This window comes from Nesterenkonia alkaliphila (assembly GCF_009758175.1).
In the GTDB taxonomy this organism is placed as follows: Bacteria; Actinomycetota; Actinomycetes; order Actinomycetales; family Micrococcaceae; genus Nesterenkonia; species Nesterenkonia alkaliphila.
On record NZ_WRPM01000056.1, the window covers coordinates 1 to 14,932 of the forward strand.

The window sequence follows — 14,932 nt, forward strand, 5'->3', positions numbered from 1 at the left end:
CTGCTCGGCTCGCTGCCGCTGCCTACTGCGGACCTCGATCAGCGCCACCGCTGCTTGGACTCCCTGCTGGCCGACGGTCTGGCCGAGCAGCGCGGGGACTACGTGGCCCTGCCGGGAGTGCTGTGAGCACCCCGGCCCGGTATCTGCGGCATCTGCTGGGCTCTGCGCGCCGGGTTGCTGCCCATCGGCTACGCACCGGGGCGGTGCGGGCGCGGCGCTCGGTGCTGCCTGCAGCACAGATGACCGCAGCCGGCATAGGCGCCTATGTGATCTCCGAGCAGCTGTTGGGGCATGAGAGCCCGCTCTTTGCCGCAGTGGCTGCGATGATCGCGATGGGATTCACCAAGGAGCCTCAGCTGCGCAAAGTGGTTGAGGTGGCCCTGGGCTGCACCCTGGGGGTGCTGCTGGCTGACATGCTGGTCCACGGTCTGGGCCCCGGGGTGTATACCGCGGTGCTGGCAGTGTTCCTGGCAGTGATGCTGGCGCGATTCCTTGACCCAGGGGCGATGCTCGCCATGCAGATGGGGCTGCAGGCACTGCTGGTGGTCATGGTGCCGGTGCCTGCTGAGGCGTTGGGGCCTTTCACCCGGTCTCTGGATGCTGTGGTGGGCGGCGGCGTCGCTCTGGTCATCACCCTGATCACGCCGAAGGATCCGCGAGGTGAGCCGCTGCGTGAGCTCAAGAGTGTCGCAGATGCGTTGACCGCCTCGCTGAGCGAGCTCTCGGCGGCGCTGCGCAACTCGGACTCCCGGCAGGCCTGGCATGCGCTGATCCGGGCCCGCGGACTACAGTCCCAGATCGATGAATCTGCCAAGGCGCTCAGCGCAGCCAAGGAGCTGACCTGGTTCTCCCCGGCGCACCGCCGGCACCGGCATTATGTGCGCAGACTGGAGCGGCTGGCGGACAAACTGGACCTGGCGGTGCGCAGCCTGCGGGTGACCGCCCGGCGCAGCATCAGCGCCATCGACAACGCCGCCCTGAGCGATGCCGGCACGGAGAGCCTGGCCGCGGCGGTCCAGGGGCTGGCGGATGCCTCGGTGCAGCTCTCCCGCGCGGCGACTCAGTCCGGACCCGGTTTCGACAGGTCGATGACCACTGCCAGGGAGTCCTTTGCCGCAGTGGCCACCACTCTGCATCCCGCCAGGCTTGATGTGGACGACCTGGAGGGGGAGGCTCTGGTGCTGCTGATCCGCACGATGGTGGTGGACCTGCTGGAGGCCACCGGCGCCGACCACGAGGAGGCTGTGGCCTACCTCCCGGACCTGTAGCAGCGCAGCTCTCGCCGCAGCGTCTCAGCCGAGGATGAGCTCCAGGGCCTCGGGGAGTGAGCCTATTTCTCGGATTCGGATGCCTTCGGGGGCATCCTCGCCGGCGCCGCGGGGAACGATCGCGTGGGTGAAGCCCAGCCGGGCGGCCTCCTGAAGCCTGCGTTTGATACCGGCGACCGGGCGCACCTCGCCAGCGAGGCCGACCTCCCCGAAGGCCAGGAACTTGCTGGGCAGCGGCTTCTCCAGGGCGGCTGAGGCCACGGCCAGTGCTACGGCCAGGTCGGCGGCGGGCTCGGTGATCTTCACTCCGCCCACCGTCGAGACATAGGCCTCGGACTTCATCAGGGCCTGCAGCTTGGCCCGGCGCTGCAGCACTGCCAGCAGCATTGAGACCCGTGGTGAGTCCAGCCCGGAGACTGCCCGGCGGGGCTGGGCGGCCTGAGACTCCGCCACCAGTGCCTGGACCTCCGCGGTCAGCGGGCGCCTGCCCTCCAGGGTGATGGTGATGCAGGTACCGGGAACCCGCTCCGTGGTGGCGGAGATGAAGAGTCCGCTGGGGTCGGCCAGGGACTCCAGGCCGTTCTCGGAGAGGTCGAAGCAGCCGACGTCGTCTGTGGGACCATAGCGGTTCTTCACCGCCCGCAGCAGGCGCAGCCGGGAGTGCCGATCACCTTCGAACTGGCAGACCACATCCACCAGATGCTCCAGCATCCGGGGCCCGGCGATACTGCCGTCCTTGGTGACGTGCCCCACCAGGATGGTGGTCATGTTCCGCCGCTTGGCCGCCTCGATCATAGCGGCGGTGACCTCGCGGATCTGAGTGACACCACCTGCTGCCCCATCGATCTCAGCGGAGCTGAGCGTCTGCACTGAGTCCATGATGGTCAGCTGTGGACCCACTTCTTCGATCTGGCCCAGTGCCTGACCCAGGTCTGACTCTGCGGCCAGGTAGAGCCCCTGGGCCAGGGCATCGGTGCGCTCGGCGCGTTTCTTCACCTGAGCCGCCGACTCCTCGCCGGTCAGGTACAGCACCGGTTGCGATGTGTGCTTGCTGGCCACCGCGGAGGCGGTCTGCAGCAGCAGGGTGGACTTGCCGACTCCGGGCTCACCGGCCATCAGGATGACCGCTCCGGGCACCAGTCCCCCGCCGAGCACCCGGTCCAGCTCGCCGATGCCGGTGGGCCGGAACTCCGCCACGGAGGAGTCCACCTCAGCGATGGTCTGGGCCGGGGCAGTGAGGTTCCTCGACGGCGTCGTACTGGCTTTGACCGCACCCTTCTCCGCTACAGTCCCCCAGGACTGGCACTCTGCGCAGCGGCCGACCCATTTGACGGTCTGCCAGCCGCATTCGGTGCACTCGAACCCGGGTGAGGATTTCTTCTTGACCATGCCAGAACCCTATCCCCTGCCTCGGAGACCGGTGCCAAGCGGGAAGGCTGCAGCCGTTGAGGGGTCAAGGGGACAGCAATGGGGCCCGGCTCCTGAGGCGATATGCCCCCGGAACCAGACCCCATGGCGTCGTCGTACTGGGCTCAGGCCTCGATCTCGGCGGGCTCCGGCGCCGCCTCGATCTCATCGTCGGGCAGCGTCCAGTCGAAGGTCAGCTCACGCTCGGCACCGGAGCCCTTGAGCCCCACGGTGATCTCCGCCCCATGCGGGATCTCTCCGTAGAGGATCTGCTCGGAGAGCTGATCCTCTATCAGGGACTGGATGGTCCTGCGCAGCGGCCGGGCGCCCATCGAGGGGTCATAGCCCTTCTCAGCCAGGAACTCCTTGGCCTCAGTGGAGATCTCCATGGTCATCGCCTGCTCGTCCAGCCGTTTGCGCAGCCGGTTGATGAACAGGTCCACGATGCGCACAATCTCATGCTGCTCCAGCTGCGGGAACACGATGGTGTCATCGACACGGTTGAGGAACTCGGGCCGGAAGTGCTGGCGCAGCTCCTGGTTGACCTTGCCCTTCATTCGCTCATAGTTGGTGGTGGTGTCTGTGCTGGAGGTGAACCCGGTCATCACACCCTTGGAGATGTCCTTGGTGCCCAGGTTGGTGGTCATGATGATCACCGTGTTCTTGAAGTCCACCATCCGGCCCTGGGAGTCGGTGAGCCGGCCGTCCTCCAGGATCTGCAGCAGCGAGTTGAAGAGGTCCGCATGGGCCTTCTCCACCTCATCGAAGAGCACCACCGAGAAGGGCTTGCGGCGGACCTTCTCGGTCAGCTGGCCACCCTCCTCGTAGCCCACATAGCCGGGGGGAGCGCCGAAGAGCCGGGAGACGGTGTGCTTCTCGCTGAACTCTGACATGTCCAGAGTGATCAGCGCGTCCTCGTCGCCGAAGAGGAACTCGGCAAGCGCCTTGGCCAGCTCAGTCTTGCCCACACCGGTGGGGCCGGCAAAGATGAAGCTGCCCGATGGCCGGTTGGGGTCCTTCAGGCCGGCGCGGGTGCGGCGGATGGCCCGGGAGAGCGACCGCACGGCCTCATCCTGGCCGATGACCCGCTTATGCAGCTCCTCCTCCATACGCTTGAGCCGGTCGGACTCGGCCTCAGTGAGCTTGAACACCGGGATACCGGTGGAGAAGGCGAGCACCTCGGCGATCAGCTCGCCGTCGACCTCTGCGATCTCATCCATGGAGCCGGACTTCCAGGCGTCCTCCTTCTGCTGGCGCTCCTCGGAGAGCCTCTGCTCCTTGTCCCGCAGGGAGGCCGCGCCCTCGAAGTCCTGGGCATCGATGGCGGCTTCCTTCTCCCGCCGGACCTCCTCAATCTTGGCGTCGTACTCCTTGAGCTCCGGTGGTGCGGTCATCTTCTGGATGCGCAGCCGGGCGCCGGCCTCGTCGATGAGGTCGATGGCCTTATCCGGCAGGAACCGGTCGTTGATGTAGCGGTTGGCCAGGTTGGCGGCCTGCTCCAGGGCCTCCTCGGTGATGGAGACCTTGTGGTGGGCCTCGTAGCGGTCACGCAGCCCGCGCAGGATCTGCACGGTGGTCTCCACTGAGGGTTCCTCCACCTGGATGGGCTGGAAGCGGCGCTCCAGGGCGGCGTCCTTCTCGATGTGCTTGCGGTACTCATCCAGGGTGGTGGCACCGATGGTCTGCAGCTCGCCACGGGCCAGCATGGGCTTGAGGATATTGGCGGCGTCAATGGCACCCTCTGCGGCACCGGCCCCGACCAGGGTGTGGATCTCGTCGATGAACAGGATGATGTCCCCGCGGGTGCGGATCTCCTTGAGCACCTTCTTCAGGCGCTCCTCGAAATCACCGCGGTAGCGGGAGCCGGCCACCAGGGAGCCGAGGTCCAAGGTGTAGAGCTGCTTATCGCGCAGAATCTCAGGCACATCCCCATTGACGATGGCCTGGGCCAGGCCCTCCACCACGGCGGTCTTGCCCACGCCGGGCTCACCGATGAGCACCGGGTTGTTCTTGGTGCGGCGGGAGAGCACCTGCATCACACGTTCCCGCTCATAGTCGCGGCCCACTACCGGGTCCAACTGGGCTTCGCGGGCAGCTGCGGTGAGGTTGCGGCCGAACTGATCCAGCACCACCGAGCCGGAGGGAGTGCCGGAGGAGCCGCCCTGGCCCACCCCGGCGCCGGCCTTCTCCTGCTGTTCGCCGCCGGAGTAGCCGGAGAGCAGCTGGATGACCTGCTGGCGGACCTTGTTGAGGTCGGCGTTGAGCTCCACGAGTACCTGGGCGGCTACGCCCTCGCCCTCGCGGATCAGGCCGAGCAGGATGTGCTCGGTGCCGATGTAGTTGTGGCCCAGCTGCAGGGCTTCGCGCAGCGAGAGTTCCAGGACCTTTTTGGCGCGGGGAGTGAAGGGAATGTGCCCTGAGGGGGCGTTCTGACCGGGTCCGATCTTCTCCTGGACCTTGTCACGTACGCCCTGGAGGTTGATGTCCAGGGACTCCAGAGCCTTGGCGGCCACGCCTTCGCCCTCATGGATCAGACCGAGCAGGATGTGCTCAGTACCGATGTAGTTGTGGTTGAGGCGACGGGCCTCTTCCTGGGCGAGCACCACTACCCGCCGTGCGCGGTCTGTGAATCTCTCAAACATAGCCAACTGACACTCCCTACAGCGTTGTCCTTCTGAGGGTTCAAGGCTACGGCCACATCGGGTGCATCCCTACCCCTGTTCGCCACAGGGAAAAGCCTTGGGAGAGAACGACGCCGCCCTACCCCGGGTGGGTGCTCCCCGGCGGGGACGGCCGGGACTCTCTCAGGTGATGCAGACGCGCCAGGAGCCCGGACCGACTGGTTCGCCGATGCCGGGCTCCTGGGCAAGGGCCGGTTGGGATGTCCTGGGCTCAGCGCTTCTTAGAGTTGCGGTAGGCATCGACGATGTCGCGGTGCAGGCGGCCGCGCTTGGCCACGCTGTAGCCGTTGGCCACTGCCCACTCACGGATCTTCTTGGCCTCGCTCTGCGGTGAGGGAGGTGCCACCGGAGTCGCTTTGCGCACGTATTTCTTCAGGGCATCCCGCAGCTCTTTTGCGTTCTCGGAAGAGAGGTCAATAGCGTAAAACCGGTTGTCCAGACCGAAGTTGACAGTCTCCTTGGCAGGGGAACCATCAAGGTCATCCACCAGGATCTCTTGGATCTGCTTTGCCATGTTCAATGCACCTCACTGCGGGTATCTGCACCCCCAATAATTCCGGCAGTTACCGGTTGAACAGGGGGCTGTGTTTTGGTCAATTGCGGTCAGAGTGCCTAACTCTGACAACGCCTTGAGTCTTTCAAAGAAAAACGAGAAGAGTCAACTCGGTAATTCCCAGGAAAAATCAAGGTTAGTGGCGGCAGCAATGGGCACTGCGAAGCTGCTACTTCAAAGGCCTCAGTCGCGCGGGGCGGCAGGCTTCTGGTCCCGGTCGGCCAGCTCCTGGCGGACCTCAGCCTCCGTGGCACGCTCATTGCGATCTGCCCGGAAGATGGCGCGCATGGCCAGCCAGAACACCAGCCCCACACCGATCGAGGGGGCCAGCACCGAGAAATAGGTCCAGAATTCATCCATAAGTACGATCAGCTTTCTGGCTTGAGCAGAGGGAACAGGATGGTTTCCCGGATTCCAGCTCCGGTAAAGAGCATCACCAGCCGGTCAATCCCGAGCCCGATTCCGCCCATGGGCGGGGCGCCATACTCCAGGGCACGCAGGAAGTCCTCGTCCACCTGCATAGCCTCCGGATCGCCCCCGGCCGCCTTACGCGACTGCTCCACCAGGCGTTCGCGTTGGATCACCGGATCGATCAGCTCAGAGAAGGCCGTGCCGGTCTCCATTCCTGCGATAATCAGATCCCAAGCCTCGATCACGCCGGGCTGGTCGCGGTGCGGACGGGCCAGCGGCTGGGCGGCCGGTGGGTAGTCACAGACGAACGTCGGCTGGAGCAGGGTGGGCTCCACAATCTCGCCGAAGAGCTCCAGCACCAGCTTCTGAGCATCCCAGGCGGGATCGATCTTGACCTCATGCTGCTGGGCCACCTCGCGCAGCTGAGAGGCCGGGGTCTCCGGGGTGATCTCCTGGCCCACCGCCTCGGAGAGTCCGGGGTAGACCGAGAGCCAGGCCCATTCGCCGTCCAGGTTGACAGTGCCCTGCTCGGTCTCGATCTGCCGGCCGGCTCCTACGGCGTCAGCTGCGGCCAGGATCATCTCCTGCATCCGCTGGGCCATGACGTACATATCGCCCCAGGCCTCATAGGACTCCAGCATGGTGAACTCCGGGGAGTGGGTGGAGTCCACGCCTTCATTGCGGAAGACCCGTCCGATCTCAAAGACCCGGTCGATCCCGCCCACCACGGCCCGCTTCAGGTACAGCTCAGTGGCGATCCGCAGGGTCATCGGCTGGTCAAAGGCGTTCAGGTGGGTATGGAACGGCCGCGCCTGAGCGCCGCCGTGGATCAGCTGCAGAACAGGGGTCTCCACCTCCACATAGTCATGGCGGTGCAGGGTATCGCGGATGGCGCGGGTGACGGCCGCGCGCTGGTAGACCATCCGGCGGGCCTCATCGCGCACAATCAGGTCTGCATAGCGCTGCCGGACCCGGGTCTCCTCATTGAGCTCTGCGTGCAGCACCGGCAGCGGGCGGATGGCTTTGGAGGCCACCGAGAACGACGACGCCATCACACTCAGTTCGCCACGGCGGGAGGTGATCACCTCGCCGGTGACCTGGAGATGGTCACCGAGGTCCACCATGGACTTCCACTCGGCCAGCTGCTCCTCGCCGACCTCACCCAGGGAGATCATCACCTGCAGGCGTGTGCCCGCACCTTCCGGTCCGCCCTCCTGGAGGGTGGCGAAGCAGAGTTTCCCCGTGTTGCGGATGAACATCACCCGCCCGGTGATCGAAACAGTCTCCCCAGTGGAGGCACCAGGCTCCAGATCCGGGAAGCGCTCACGGACCTCTGCCAACGATGTGCTGCGCGGCACCGTCACCGGATAGGGCTCCACACCCTTTTCCAGCAGGCGGGCGCGCTTGTCCATGCGCACTGCACGCTGGTCGTTGGTGTCGATCTCGGCCGTCGCGGAACTCTGCTCAGTCACACGACCATCTTACGTCTTCTACACCGCGTAGAAGAACTACCAAATGGTGACGCGCTCCTGGGGCGCCAGGTACATACCGTCGCCCTCGCTGGTGCCGAAGGCCTCGTGAAAAGCGTCCACATTCTTCACCGGCTGGGTAGCGCGGAACTCGGCCGGTGAGTGCGGATCGATGCCCAGAAGTGTCAGCGCACGCTCAGGGCGGGAAACATTGCGCCACCCCTGGGCCCAGGCGAAGAAGAACCGCTGATTACCAGTGAGACCGTCGATGGCGTCGTCGTCGGCTGTATCCGGACCTGCCACCTGGGTGATGGGCACATCCTGGTTCTTGGCCGCCAACCACAGCCGGTAGGCCTTATGGGCGATCCCGATGCCGCCGAGGTCACCGATGTTCTCGCCCAGGGTGAGTTCACCATTGACTGTGTGCTCATCCTCCAGCACCGAGGGCGAGAGTCCGTTGTACTGGTCCACCAGCTGGGCGGTGCGTGCCTCGAAGGCACTCCGGTCCTCATCAGTCCACCAGTTGGTCAGTGAGCCGTCGGCGCCGAACTTGGAGCCTTGGTCATCGAAGGCGTGACCGATCTCATGGCCGATCACTGCCCCGATGGCACCGAAGTTCTGCGCCATATCCCGGTCTGCGGAGAAGAAGGGCAGCTGCAGAATCGCGGCAGGGAACACGATCACCGACTCCAGCGGGGAGTAGTAGGCGTTGACCGTCTGCGGGGTCATATGCCATTCCTCAGGGTCCGGACCCTCGTCGATCTTGGCGAGGTCGCGGTCCCAGGCTGCCACCGAGGCGCGGACCACATTGCCCACCACATCATCGGCAGCGACCCTGATCTCGGAGTAGTCGATCCACTTCACCGGATAGCCGATCATCGGGCGCAGGGCCTGCAGCTTCTCCAGGGCCTTCTGGCGGGTGGCATCGCCCATCCACTCGAGTTCGCTGATCGAGCGTCGGTAGGCCTCCACCAGAGCATCGATCAGTTCATCCATGGCCTGGCGGGCCTGGGGCGGGTAGTGACGTGCCACGTAGATCTGGGCGACATCCTCACCCAGATGCGCATTGGTGAGAGCCACGCCGCGCTTCCACCGCTCTTTGAGCTTAGGGGTGCCGTTGAGGGTCTTGGAGTAGAACTCAAAGTGCTCCTCCACCAACTGGGCGTGCAGCAGCGGGGCGAAGGCAGTCATGACCTTGGCGGCCAACCAGCGCTTCCACGTCTCCAAGGGCTGCTCGGTGAGCGCAGCCTGGAACGCGGTGAGCACCTCGGGCTGAGCCACCACGATCTCAGCAGCCTGGGACTCGGTCAGCCCCCAGCCGGTGATGGCTTCGGCCATCAGCGGCATGGCCTCCTCGACCTCTGCCCGGCTCTTGAGGTTGTACTGCTTCTGGTAGTCGCGGCAGGCCACCCGGTCCCAGTGGTGGGCTGCCAGAGTCGCCTCCAGCTTCAGAACTGAGCCCGCGGCGTCGTCCTTATCGGTGTATCCGGCAAGGCCGAGAACAGTGGTGAGGTACTGCTGGTACTTCTGCCGGGTTTCAGCGTGCTTGTCCTCCCGGTAATAGGCCTCATCGGGCAGGCCCAGGCCGCCCTGGCTGATGAACCAGAGCATCCGGGTGGGATCGCCCATATCCCGCATGGCACCGGCGGAGAGCAGTCCGTCCACGCCTTCACGCTGCCACTGGGCGCTCATTTTCAGCAGCTCCCCCGGGGTGCTGAGGGCACTGATCTGGTCCAGACGGTCCTGAATGGGGGCGAGTTTGAGCTCCTCGGCGCGCTCGGCGTCCATGAAGGCGGCATAGAAGGTGCCGATGCGCTGCTGGATTGGTCCGAAGTCGGGGTCAACTTCAGTTCCGGCGCTGGTGGCCGCGGCGGCTGCTTCATCGAGGATGGCCCGCACATCAGCCTCGGCCTTATCCCGCAGCTCCAGGAAGGAGCCGTAGGCGTCCAAGTCCTCGGGGATTTGGGCGGTCTTCAGCCATTCGCCGTTGACGTGCTGGTTCAGGTCATCCTGCGGCCGGACAGAGGCGTCAAGATACGGGAAGTCAGTCGCAGTGCTCATGAAACCACCCTACCTGCGCGGTGGTTCTAGTACTGGCTGGGACCCAGGAACCGTTCGCGCAGGGCCCGGTGCCGGGTCTCGGTGCGCAGGCGCTCGGCGTCCCGGGTGAGCAGCGGATCTGCGGCAGCAGCAGAGCCTACGCGGCGCTGTGCCAGTTCCGCCCGGTGGTCTCGACGGAGAGCAGCGGAGCTTTCGGCCCAATCAGTCAGCGTGCGGGCCATGCCTAGGGCGAACCGTTGCGGCAAGGTGTACTCGTGGACGGCGGACATGATGATTCCTCCTCTCAGCCAGCTCGGCGGAGGGCGATATCGCCGCTGACAGTGCGGGCGTGCAGTTCGAGCTGATGCTCTGTCTCCGCGGGGGCATCAGTGCCCTGCAGCTCGGACCTGAGCCGGCCCGAGACGGTGGAGCAGTCCTGGAGCACCGCGGTGCCGGTGGGAACACCCACGGTGATATCGCCGGAGGCTGCTGTGCTGTGGATCTGCCCGGAGACCGCGCATTGGACCGTCACATCCCCGGAGCCGGTCTTGGCGTTGAGGTTGCCGCTGAGATGTGCGACCTCAATGTCCCCGGATCCGGCGAGCGCGCCGGCACCTGCGATGTTCCCCAGCCGGATATCCCCGGAGCCTGTCTTCAGCTGCAGATGGCCTGGTGAGCTGTTCACTCTGATGTCTCCGGAGCCGGCGGTCAGCTGTGCCTCGGTGACCGTCTCCACAACGATCCCCCCGGAGCCGGCATTCGCTTCCAGCCGATCAGCCTGCCCCACGGTGATGGCGCCTGACCCGGTGCGGGCGTAGACCTCCCGGGCCTGCTCCACTGAGATGCGGCCGGAGCCGCATTTCGCCGATGCCTGCTCCAGTACACCGGTTGTGGTGATGCGCCCGGATCCGGTGTGCGCCTTGAGACTGGAGTGCTCGGGGACCCTGACGGTGATGCTGTAGCGGTGTGAGGTGAAGCTGCCGAGCTGGATCGGGCCGATTTTCAGCCCACCTCCCTCGGATTCCGGGACCTCGATGCGCAGGGTATTGGCTGAGTACTCAACGATGACTTCCATGGGGTCGGCATTGAGGTAGAACCCCTTGGAGGGTGTGACTTCCACGGTGACCTCATCGGTTTCAGCGGCGGTGAGGTGCAGGCTGCTGGCGCGCAGCTGGGCATCTACATGCAGTGGGCCTCGGGCCTCGAAGCTGTGCCGGACGGTGTCTTCGGCGGTATTGGTGGTGCTCATGAGCTGGTTCCTCGATTCTGTGCGGTCAGTGGGCCCAGCCGGTCATCCGGCGGCTGGATCCCATGGGGTTCCTGGTGGTGTGGGAATGGGGTGCGGAGAGTGCCTGCTGGGCGGCCTGGACGAGCCAGGTGTTGGTGGACCGCCCCTCGGCGGCGGCGGCCTTCTCGATCTGAGACTTCAGCGACTCCGGTAGGCGCAGGGTCAGCCGAGCCGTGCCGCCTTCATCTGAGGGGGCAGCAGGTGCCGGCGGCTCGGGCGCCTCTGGAGGAAGCGGTGCCTGCGGGGCATCAGGGGCCTCGGCCTGCTCCACCACCACAGTGGGCTCGCCGCCGCGGACGTGGATCTCCACGACTGCGCCCTCAAGCTCTGCGGTGATCTCCTCTGCCAGGTCCGAGGCCAATCGAGTCAGGGCCAATCTGACTTCGGGCTCCAGCACCTCGCCGATCAGTTCGGCGGTGCGCCGCACCTCCTCGGGTGCCAGAAGCGTCGCTTTGGCCAGGCCTTCCTGAAGGACTGTGACATACTCTTCGAATTGCATGACATCACAGTAGCACCATAGTGACGTCATGTGAAGTCACAATGACGTCATAGGGATGCTCGCCTGCGACAGGGGGTGCTGGCACTCCCGTGGGTTCAGGGTTCGTAGTCCGGTGTCAGCCGCGGGGAGCGGGTGCAAAGCCCCGCGTCAGCCGGCTGGCAGCCGGTGCGAGGCTCGGCGCCTGCCGCGCCGGAGCGTCCGGGCTCAGTCACGCTGCGAGGTCCGGCCTCAGTCGCGCGGGAGCGGCTCCGAGGTCCGACCTCAGTCGCGCGGGAGCGGCTGCGACCTGGGCGCGTCCGAGGGAGTACGCAGCTCCATATTGTCAATGAGCCGGACCGGCCCCACACGTGCCGCGATCAGAGCCAATGCAGCGGGAGCCTCTGAGCGCACCGCCGCCAAGATCCCGCCGGATTCCCCGGCTTCAGATGAGAAGCTCGCAGCGTTCCCACCCCTGGGGTCCCGCAGCACCCCGTCTTCACCGAGGGCACCGCGGCCCGGACGGAGCTCTTCGAGGCTCAGCGGATCCGCCACCACCAGATAGTCCAGCTCCAGGCCCTTGGCCTGAGCGAGCTCGGCGCGCAGTCCGGGCACATCCAGGGCTCGGCCCGACTCAGCCCGGGCTGCCAAGGCGGACAGTGCGCGGTTCAGGTGCAGGGCGGCGTCGTAATCCTCAGGCCCCAGACGCTGGTTGCGGCTGGAGAGGGCAAGGCCGTTCTCGTCACGGACCGTAGGCACGGTGCGGATTCCCACCGGAAGGTGCAGATCAGCCACCATGCGCCGGATCACGGCCACCTGTTCGGCATCCTTGGCCCCGAACCATGCCTCGAGCCGGGCCGGGGCCGGTGGGGCCATGATCGTGAACAGTTTGGTCACCACAGTCGCCACCCCGTCGAAGTGCCCGGGGCGGGACTTGCCCTCCCAGCGGCGGCCGAGGGCACCGGTGGCCACCCGCACCAGCGGACCCTGGGGGTAGTCGGGGTACATCTCTTCCAATGCGGGGGCGAAGACCAGGTCCACTTCGTGTTCGGCGAGGAGCTCCAGGTCCTGCTCCAGCTGGCGGGGGTAGTGCCGATAGTCCTCAGCATCGTTGAACTGCAGCGGGTTCACAAAGACGCTGGCGGCCAGGAGGTCCCCACTGGCGCGGGCGGCTTTGAGCAGTGCGGCATGCCCGGAGTGCAGGGCTCCCATTGTGGGAACCAAGCTCACCAGAGGCTGCTGCGCCGGCAGCTGATCCACCCGCTGCCTCAGTGCGGCACGGAACGCCCGGACAGTGGTCAGTACGCGCGGCACACCTATGACTCCTCGGAGAGCAGGTCCAGCAGCTCGGCTGCTTTGGCCTCAGAGAGGGTTCCCATGCCCAGTGCGCGCTGCACCGCCGCCTGGGACATGGCGGTATACGTCTCGCCTATGTCATGCGGCAGCTCCGGGTCCGCCAGGGTTGCCAGGTGCTGGGCCACGGTGCCTGTATCCCCGCGGGCAACCGGGCCGGTGAGAGCGCCGAGGCCCGAGGCCATCGCGTTGTCCAGCGAGGCCTGCATCAGGGGGGCCAGCACCCGGGAGGGATCCCCCACCCCGATCCGCTCCAGCAGCTCAGAGGACTGAGCGGCCAGCACATTGAGATGATTGGAGGCGTGGGCCAGTGCGGCGTGGTAAGCCCCGCGGTGCTCCTCGGCCACCACTACCGGCTCCCCGCCCATCTCCACGGCGAGCGCCTGAGCCACCGGCAGCACCTCCGGCTGCGCAGTCACCGCGAAGGCGCAGGCCGCCAGCCGCTGCAGATCCAGGCTCATCCCGGTGAAGGTCATGGCTGGATGGACGGCCAGTCCGATCGCTCCGGCCTGCTCGGCGGGCGCCAGCACCGCGGTGCCGTAGCGCCCGGAGGTGTGGATGACCAGTTGGCCCGGCTGGAAGTGACCGGCCTCCGCAGCCCCGGCAACCAACTCAGCCAGGGCGTCGTCGGGCACGGCCAGCAGCACCAGCTCAGCACGGCGCAGAATCTCGGGGATCTCCAGCACGGGCACCCCGGGCAGCAGGTTCTCGGCGCGGTCCTGGGATTCGGCGGAGATCGCGTGAACGCCCACCATCTGATGTCCGGCTCCGCGCAGGGCCGCACCCAGCACCGCCCCGACCTTCCCAGCGGAGATGACTCCCACCCCGAGCCGGCCCTGTCTCGCCGAGGGGGGCAGCGCCGCGGCGTAGGGATCAATGGGCCGGTTCACTGGACTGTCTCACTGTCACTGAGCATCTGCGCAGCCTCCGCCACGTTCTTCTCGAACTCCTGCAGCTCCTCCGGCTGCATCCACTGATTGCGGTCGGCCAAGCGGCGGGCCATGGCGGCGTAGCCGGCCTCCTGCTCGAACAGCCAGCTGATCTGCTCCAGGTCCTGGTTCTTGGCCCGAGCGGTGATGGGCCCGGCAGGGATGTGGATGTGCAGGGTGGCGATCCGGGTCATCCTGGCCAGCGGCCCCTGGTGCAGTGCCGCAGACTGGATCCGCTCATGCGGGACCAGGGTGAGTGTCCGGGTGATCCGCCCGTCGCGGATCATCAGTGCGCTGGGTGTGGCGAAGAACCCACGACGACGCCGCACCAGCGGGTCGAATACCCTGGCTCGCCTGGGCACTTCGGTGAACCCGCGCTCGGTGCCGCGGCCGCTCAGACCTTCTAGGAACATCTGTTCCGGATTCTGGACCTGCAGATCGGGGAACATCTCCGCGGTCAGCCGCATCACGTCATCCACCTTGCCCACCGGCAGCAGCGTGGAGCGAGAGTCCAGGCCGTAGCCGGCCACAGTGACCGTCACCGAGTACCAGCCGAAGATCCGCCACAGCAGCGGCTGACGGATCTGCAGAGCCTGCACCCGCCCCGGGGGCACGGTCTGGGTGTTGGTGGTGGTCAGCCCGTACTTCAGCCGCAGTCCGGCCGAGGTCATAGTGGCGGTGAAGTTCCAGCCGTTGGAGAGCTGGCCCCAGAAGGCGAAGACTGCACCGACCAGGATGGGAAGAAACAGCGGCAGGTTGATCTCACCGAAGGCGTCTGTGGCCGATTCATCCCCGAATAGGACAAAGAAGCTGGCTATGCCCCCCACCACGGCAAGCAGCAGCAGCGCCAGGATGAAGAAGACCACTGTGCTGCCGCTGACCAGGACCGAGCCGAGCAGCCGGGGTATCGGGACCCGGACGATCCGGCGGTCGGCCTCCCGTGCGGAATCCTGTAGCGAAACTGTGGGAACTTCCGCTGATTCAGCCCCAGTTCCCACAGTTTCGCTACGTAATCCGGGGGCGGGGCCGGCATCGGTGGCGGGGGCGGGGCCGGAAGC

At 66.1% G+C, this 14,932-nt stretch carries 13 protein-coding genes; 1 reads left to right on the forward strand and 12 read right to left on the reverse strand.

The genetic code is table 11. From position 1 onward, the window contains the following. Window positions 1-122 precede the first annotated feature (122 nt). Window positions 123-1,268 (forward strand): FUSC family protein, encoded by a 1,146-nt coding sequence (locus GNZ21_RS07825; RefSeq protein WP_229659524.1) that lies wholly within the window; start codon window positions 123-125, stop codon window positions 1,266-1,268. A gap of 24 nt (window positions 1,269-1,292) precedes the next feature. Here the strand turns inward: GNZ21_RS07825 and radA are convergent, their stop codons facing one another. From radA to GNZ21_RS07880, 12 genes are all read right to left on the reverse strand, one after another. Next, on the reverse strand, window positions 1,293-2,657 hold the full coding sequence (gene radA, locus GNZ21_RS07830) for a DNA repair protein RadA (RefSeq protein ID WP_157323039.1): 1,365 nt from the start codon (window positions 2,655-2,657) through the stop codon (window positions 1,293-1,295). Window positions 2,658-2,800: 143 nt separating this feature from the next. Beyond that, window positions 2,801-5,317 (reverse strand): ATP-dependent Clp protease ATP-binding subunit, encoded by a 2,517-nt coding sequence (locus tag GNZ21_RS07835; protein ID WP_157323041.1) that lies wholly within the window; start codon window positions 5,315-5,317, stop codon window positions 2,801-2,803. A gap of 250 nt (window positions 5,318-5,567) precedes the next feature. Then, window positions 5,568-5,870: a histone-like nucleoid-structuring protein Lsr2 gene (locus GNZ21_RS07840; RefSeq protein WP_157323044.1), complete on the reverse strand. Its 303-nt coding sequence runs from the start codon at window positions 5,868-5,870 to the stop codon at window positions 5,568-5,570. A gap of 222 nt (window positions 5,871-6,092) precedes the next feature. After that, complete coding sequence (locus GNZ21_RS15690) at window positions 6,093-6,269, reverse strand: hypothetical protein (RefSeq protein ID WP_188503709.1); 177 nt, start codon at window positions 6,267-6,269, stop codon at window positions 6,093-6,095. A gap of 8 nt (window positions 6,270-6,277) precedes the next feature. Beyond that, complete coding sequence (gene lysS / locus GNZ21_RS07845; RefSeq protein ID WP_188503710.1) at window positions 6,278-7,792, reverse strand: lysine--tRNA ligase; 1,515 nt, start codon at window positions 7,790-7,792, stop codon at window positions 6,278-6,280. A 36-nt stretch (window positions 7,793-7,828) separates the two neighbouring features. Further along, complete coding sequence (locus tag GNZ21_RS07850; protein ID WP_157323046.1) at window positions 7,829-9,850, reverse strand: M13 family metallopeptidase; 2,022 nt, start codon at window positions 9,848-9,850, stop codon at window positions 7,829-7,831. Window positions 9,851-9,876: 26 nt separating this feature from the next. Continuing rightward, on the reverse strand, window positions 9,877-10,119 hold the full coding sequence (locus GNZ21_RS07855) for a hypothetical protein (RefSeq protein ID WP_157323048.1): 243 nt from the start codon (window positions 10,117-10,119) through the stop codon (window positions 9,877-9,879). A 14-nt stretch (window positions 10,120-10,133) separates the two neighbouring features. Then, window positions 10,134-11,078: a DUF4097 family beta strand repeat-containing protein gene (locus GNZ21_RS07860; protein WP_157323050.1), complete on the reverse strand. Its 945-nt coding sequence runs from the start codon at window positions 11,076-11,078 to the stop codon at window positions 10,134-10,136. 25 nt (window positions 11,079-11,103) lie between these two features. Next, complete coding sequence (locus GNZ21_RS07865; RefSeq protein ID WP_157323052.1) at window positions 11,104-11,616, reverse strand: Arc family DNA-binding protein; 513 nt, start codon at window positions 11,614-11,616, stop codon at window positions 11,104-11,106. Between the two features lie 261 nt (window positions 11,617-11,877). Beyond that, window positions 11,878-12,906, reverse strand: a complete 1,029-nt coding sequence (gene panC, locus GNZ21_RS07870) for a pantoate--beta-alanine ligase (protein WP_229659525.1) — start codon at window positions 12,904-12,906, stop codon at window positions 11,878-11,880. A 2-nt stretch (window positions 12,907-12,908) separates the two neighbouring features. Further along, window positions 12,909-13,835, reverse strand: a complete 927-nt coding sequence (locus tag GNZ21_RS07875; RefSeq protein ID WP_229659526.1) for a Rossmann-like and DUF2520 domain-containing protein — start codon at window positions 13,833-13,835, stop codon at window positions 12,909-12,911. After that, window positions 13,832-14,932 (reverse strand): PH domain-containing protein (locus GNZ21_RS07880; protein ID WP_157323054.1); only part of this gene is annotated, 1,101 nt, incomplete at its 5' end. The genes GNZ21_RS07875 and GNZ21_RS07880, both read right to left, overlap by 4 nt.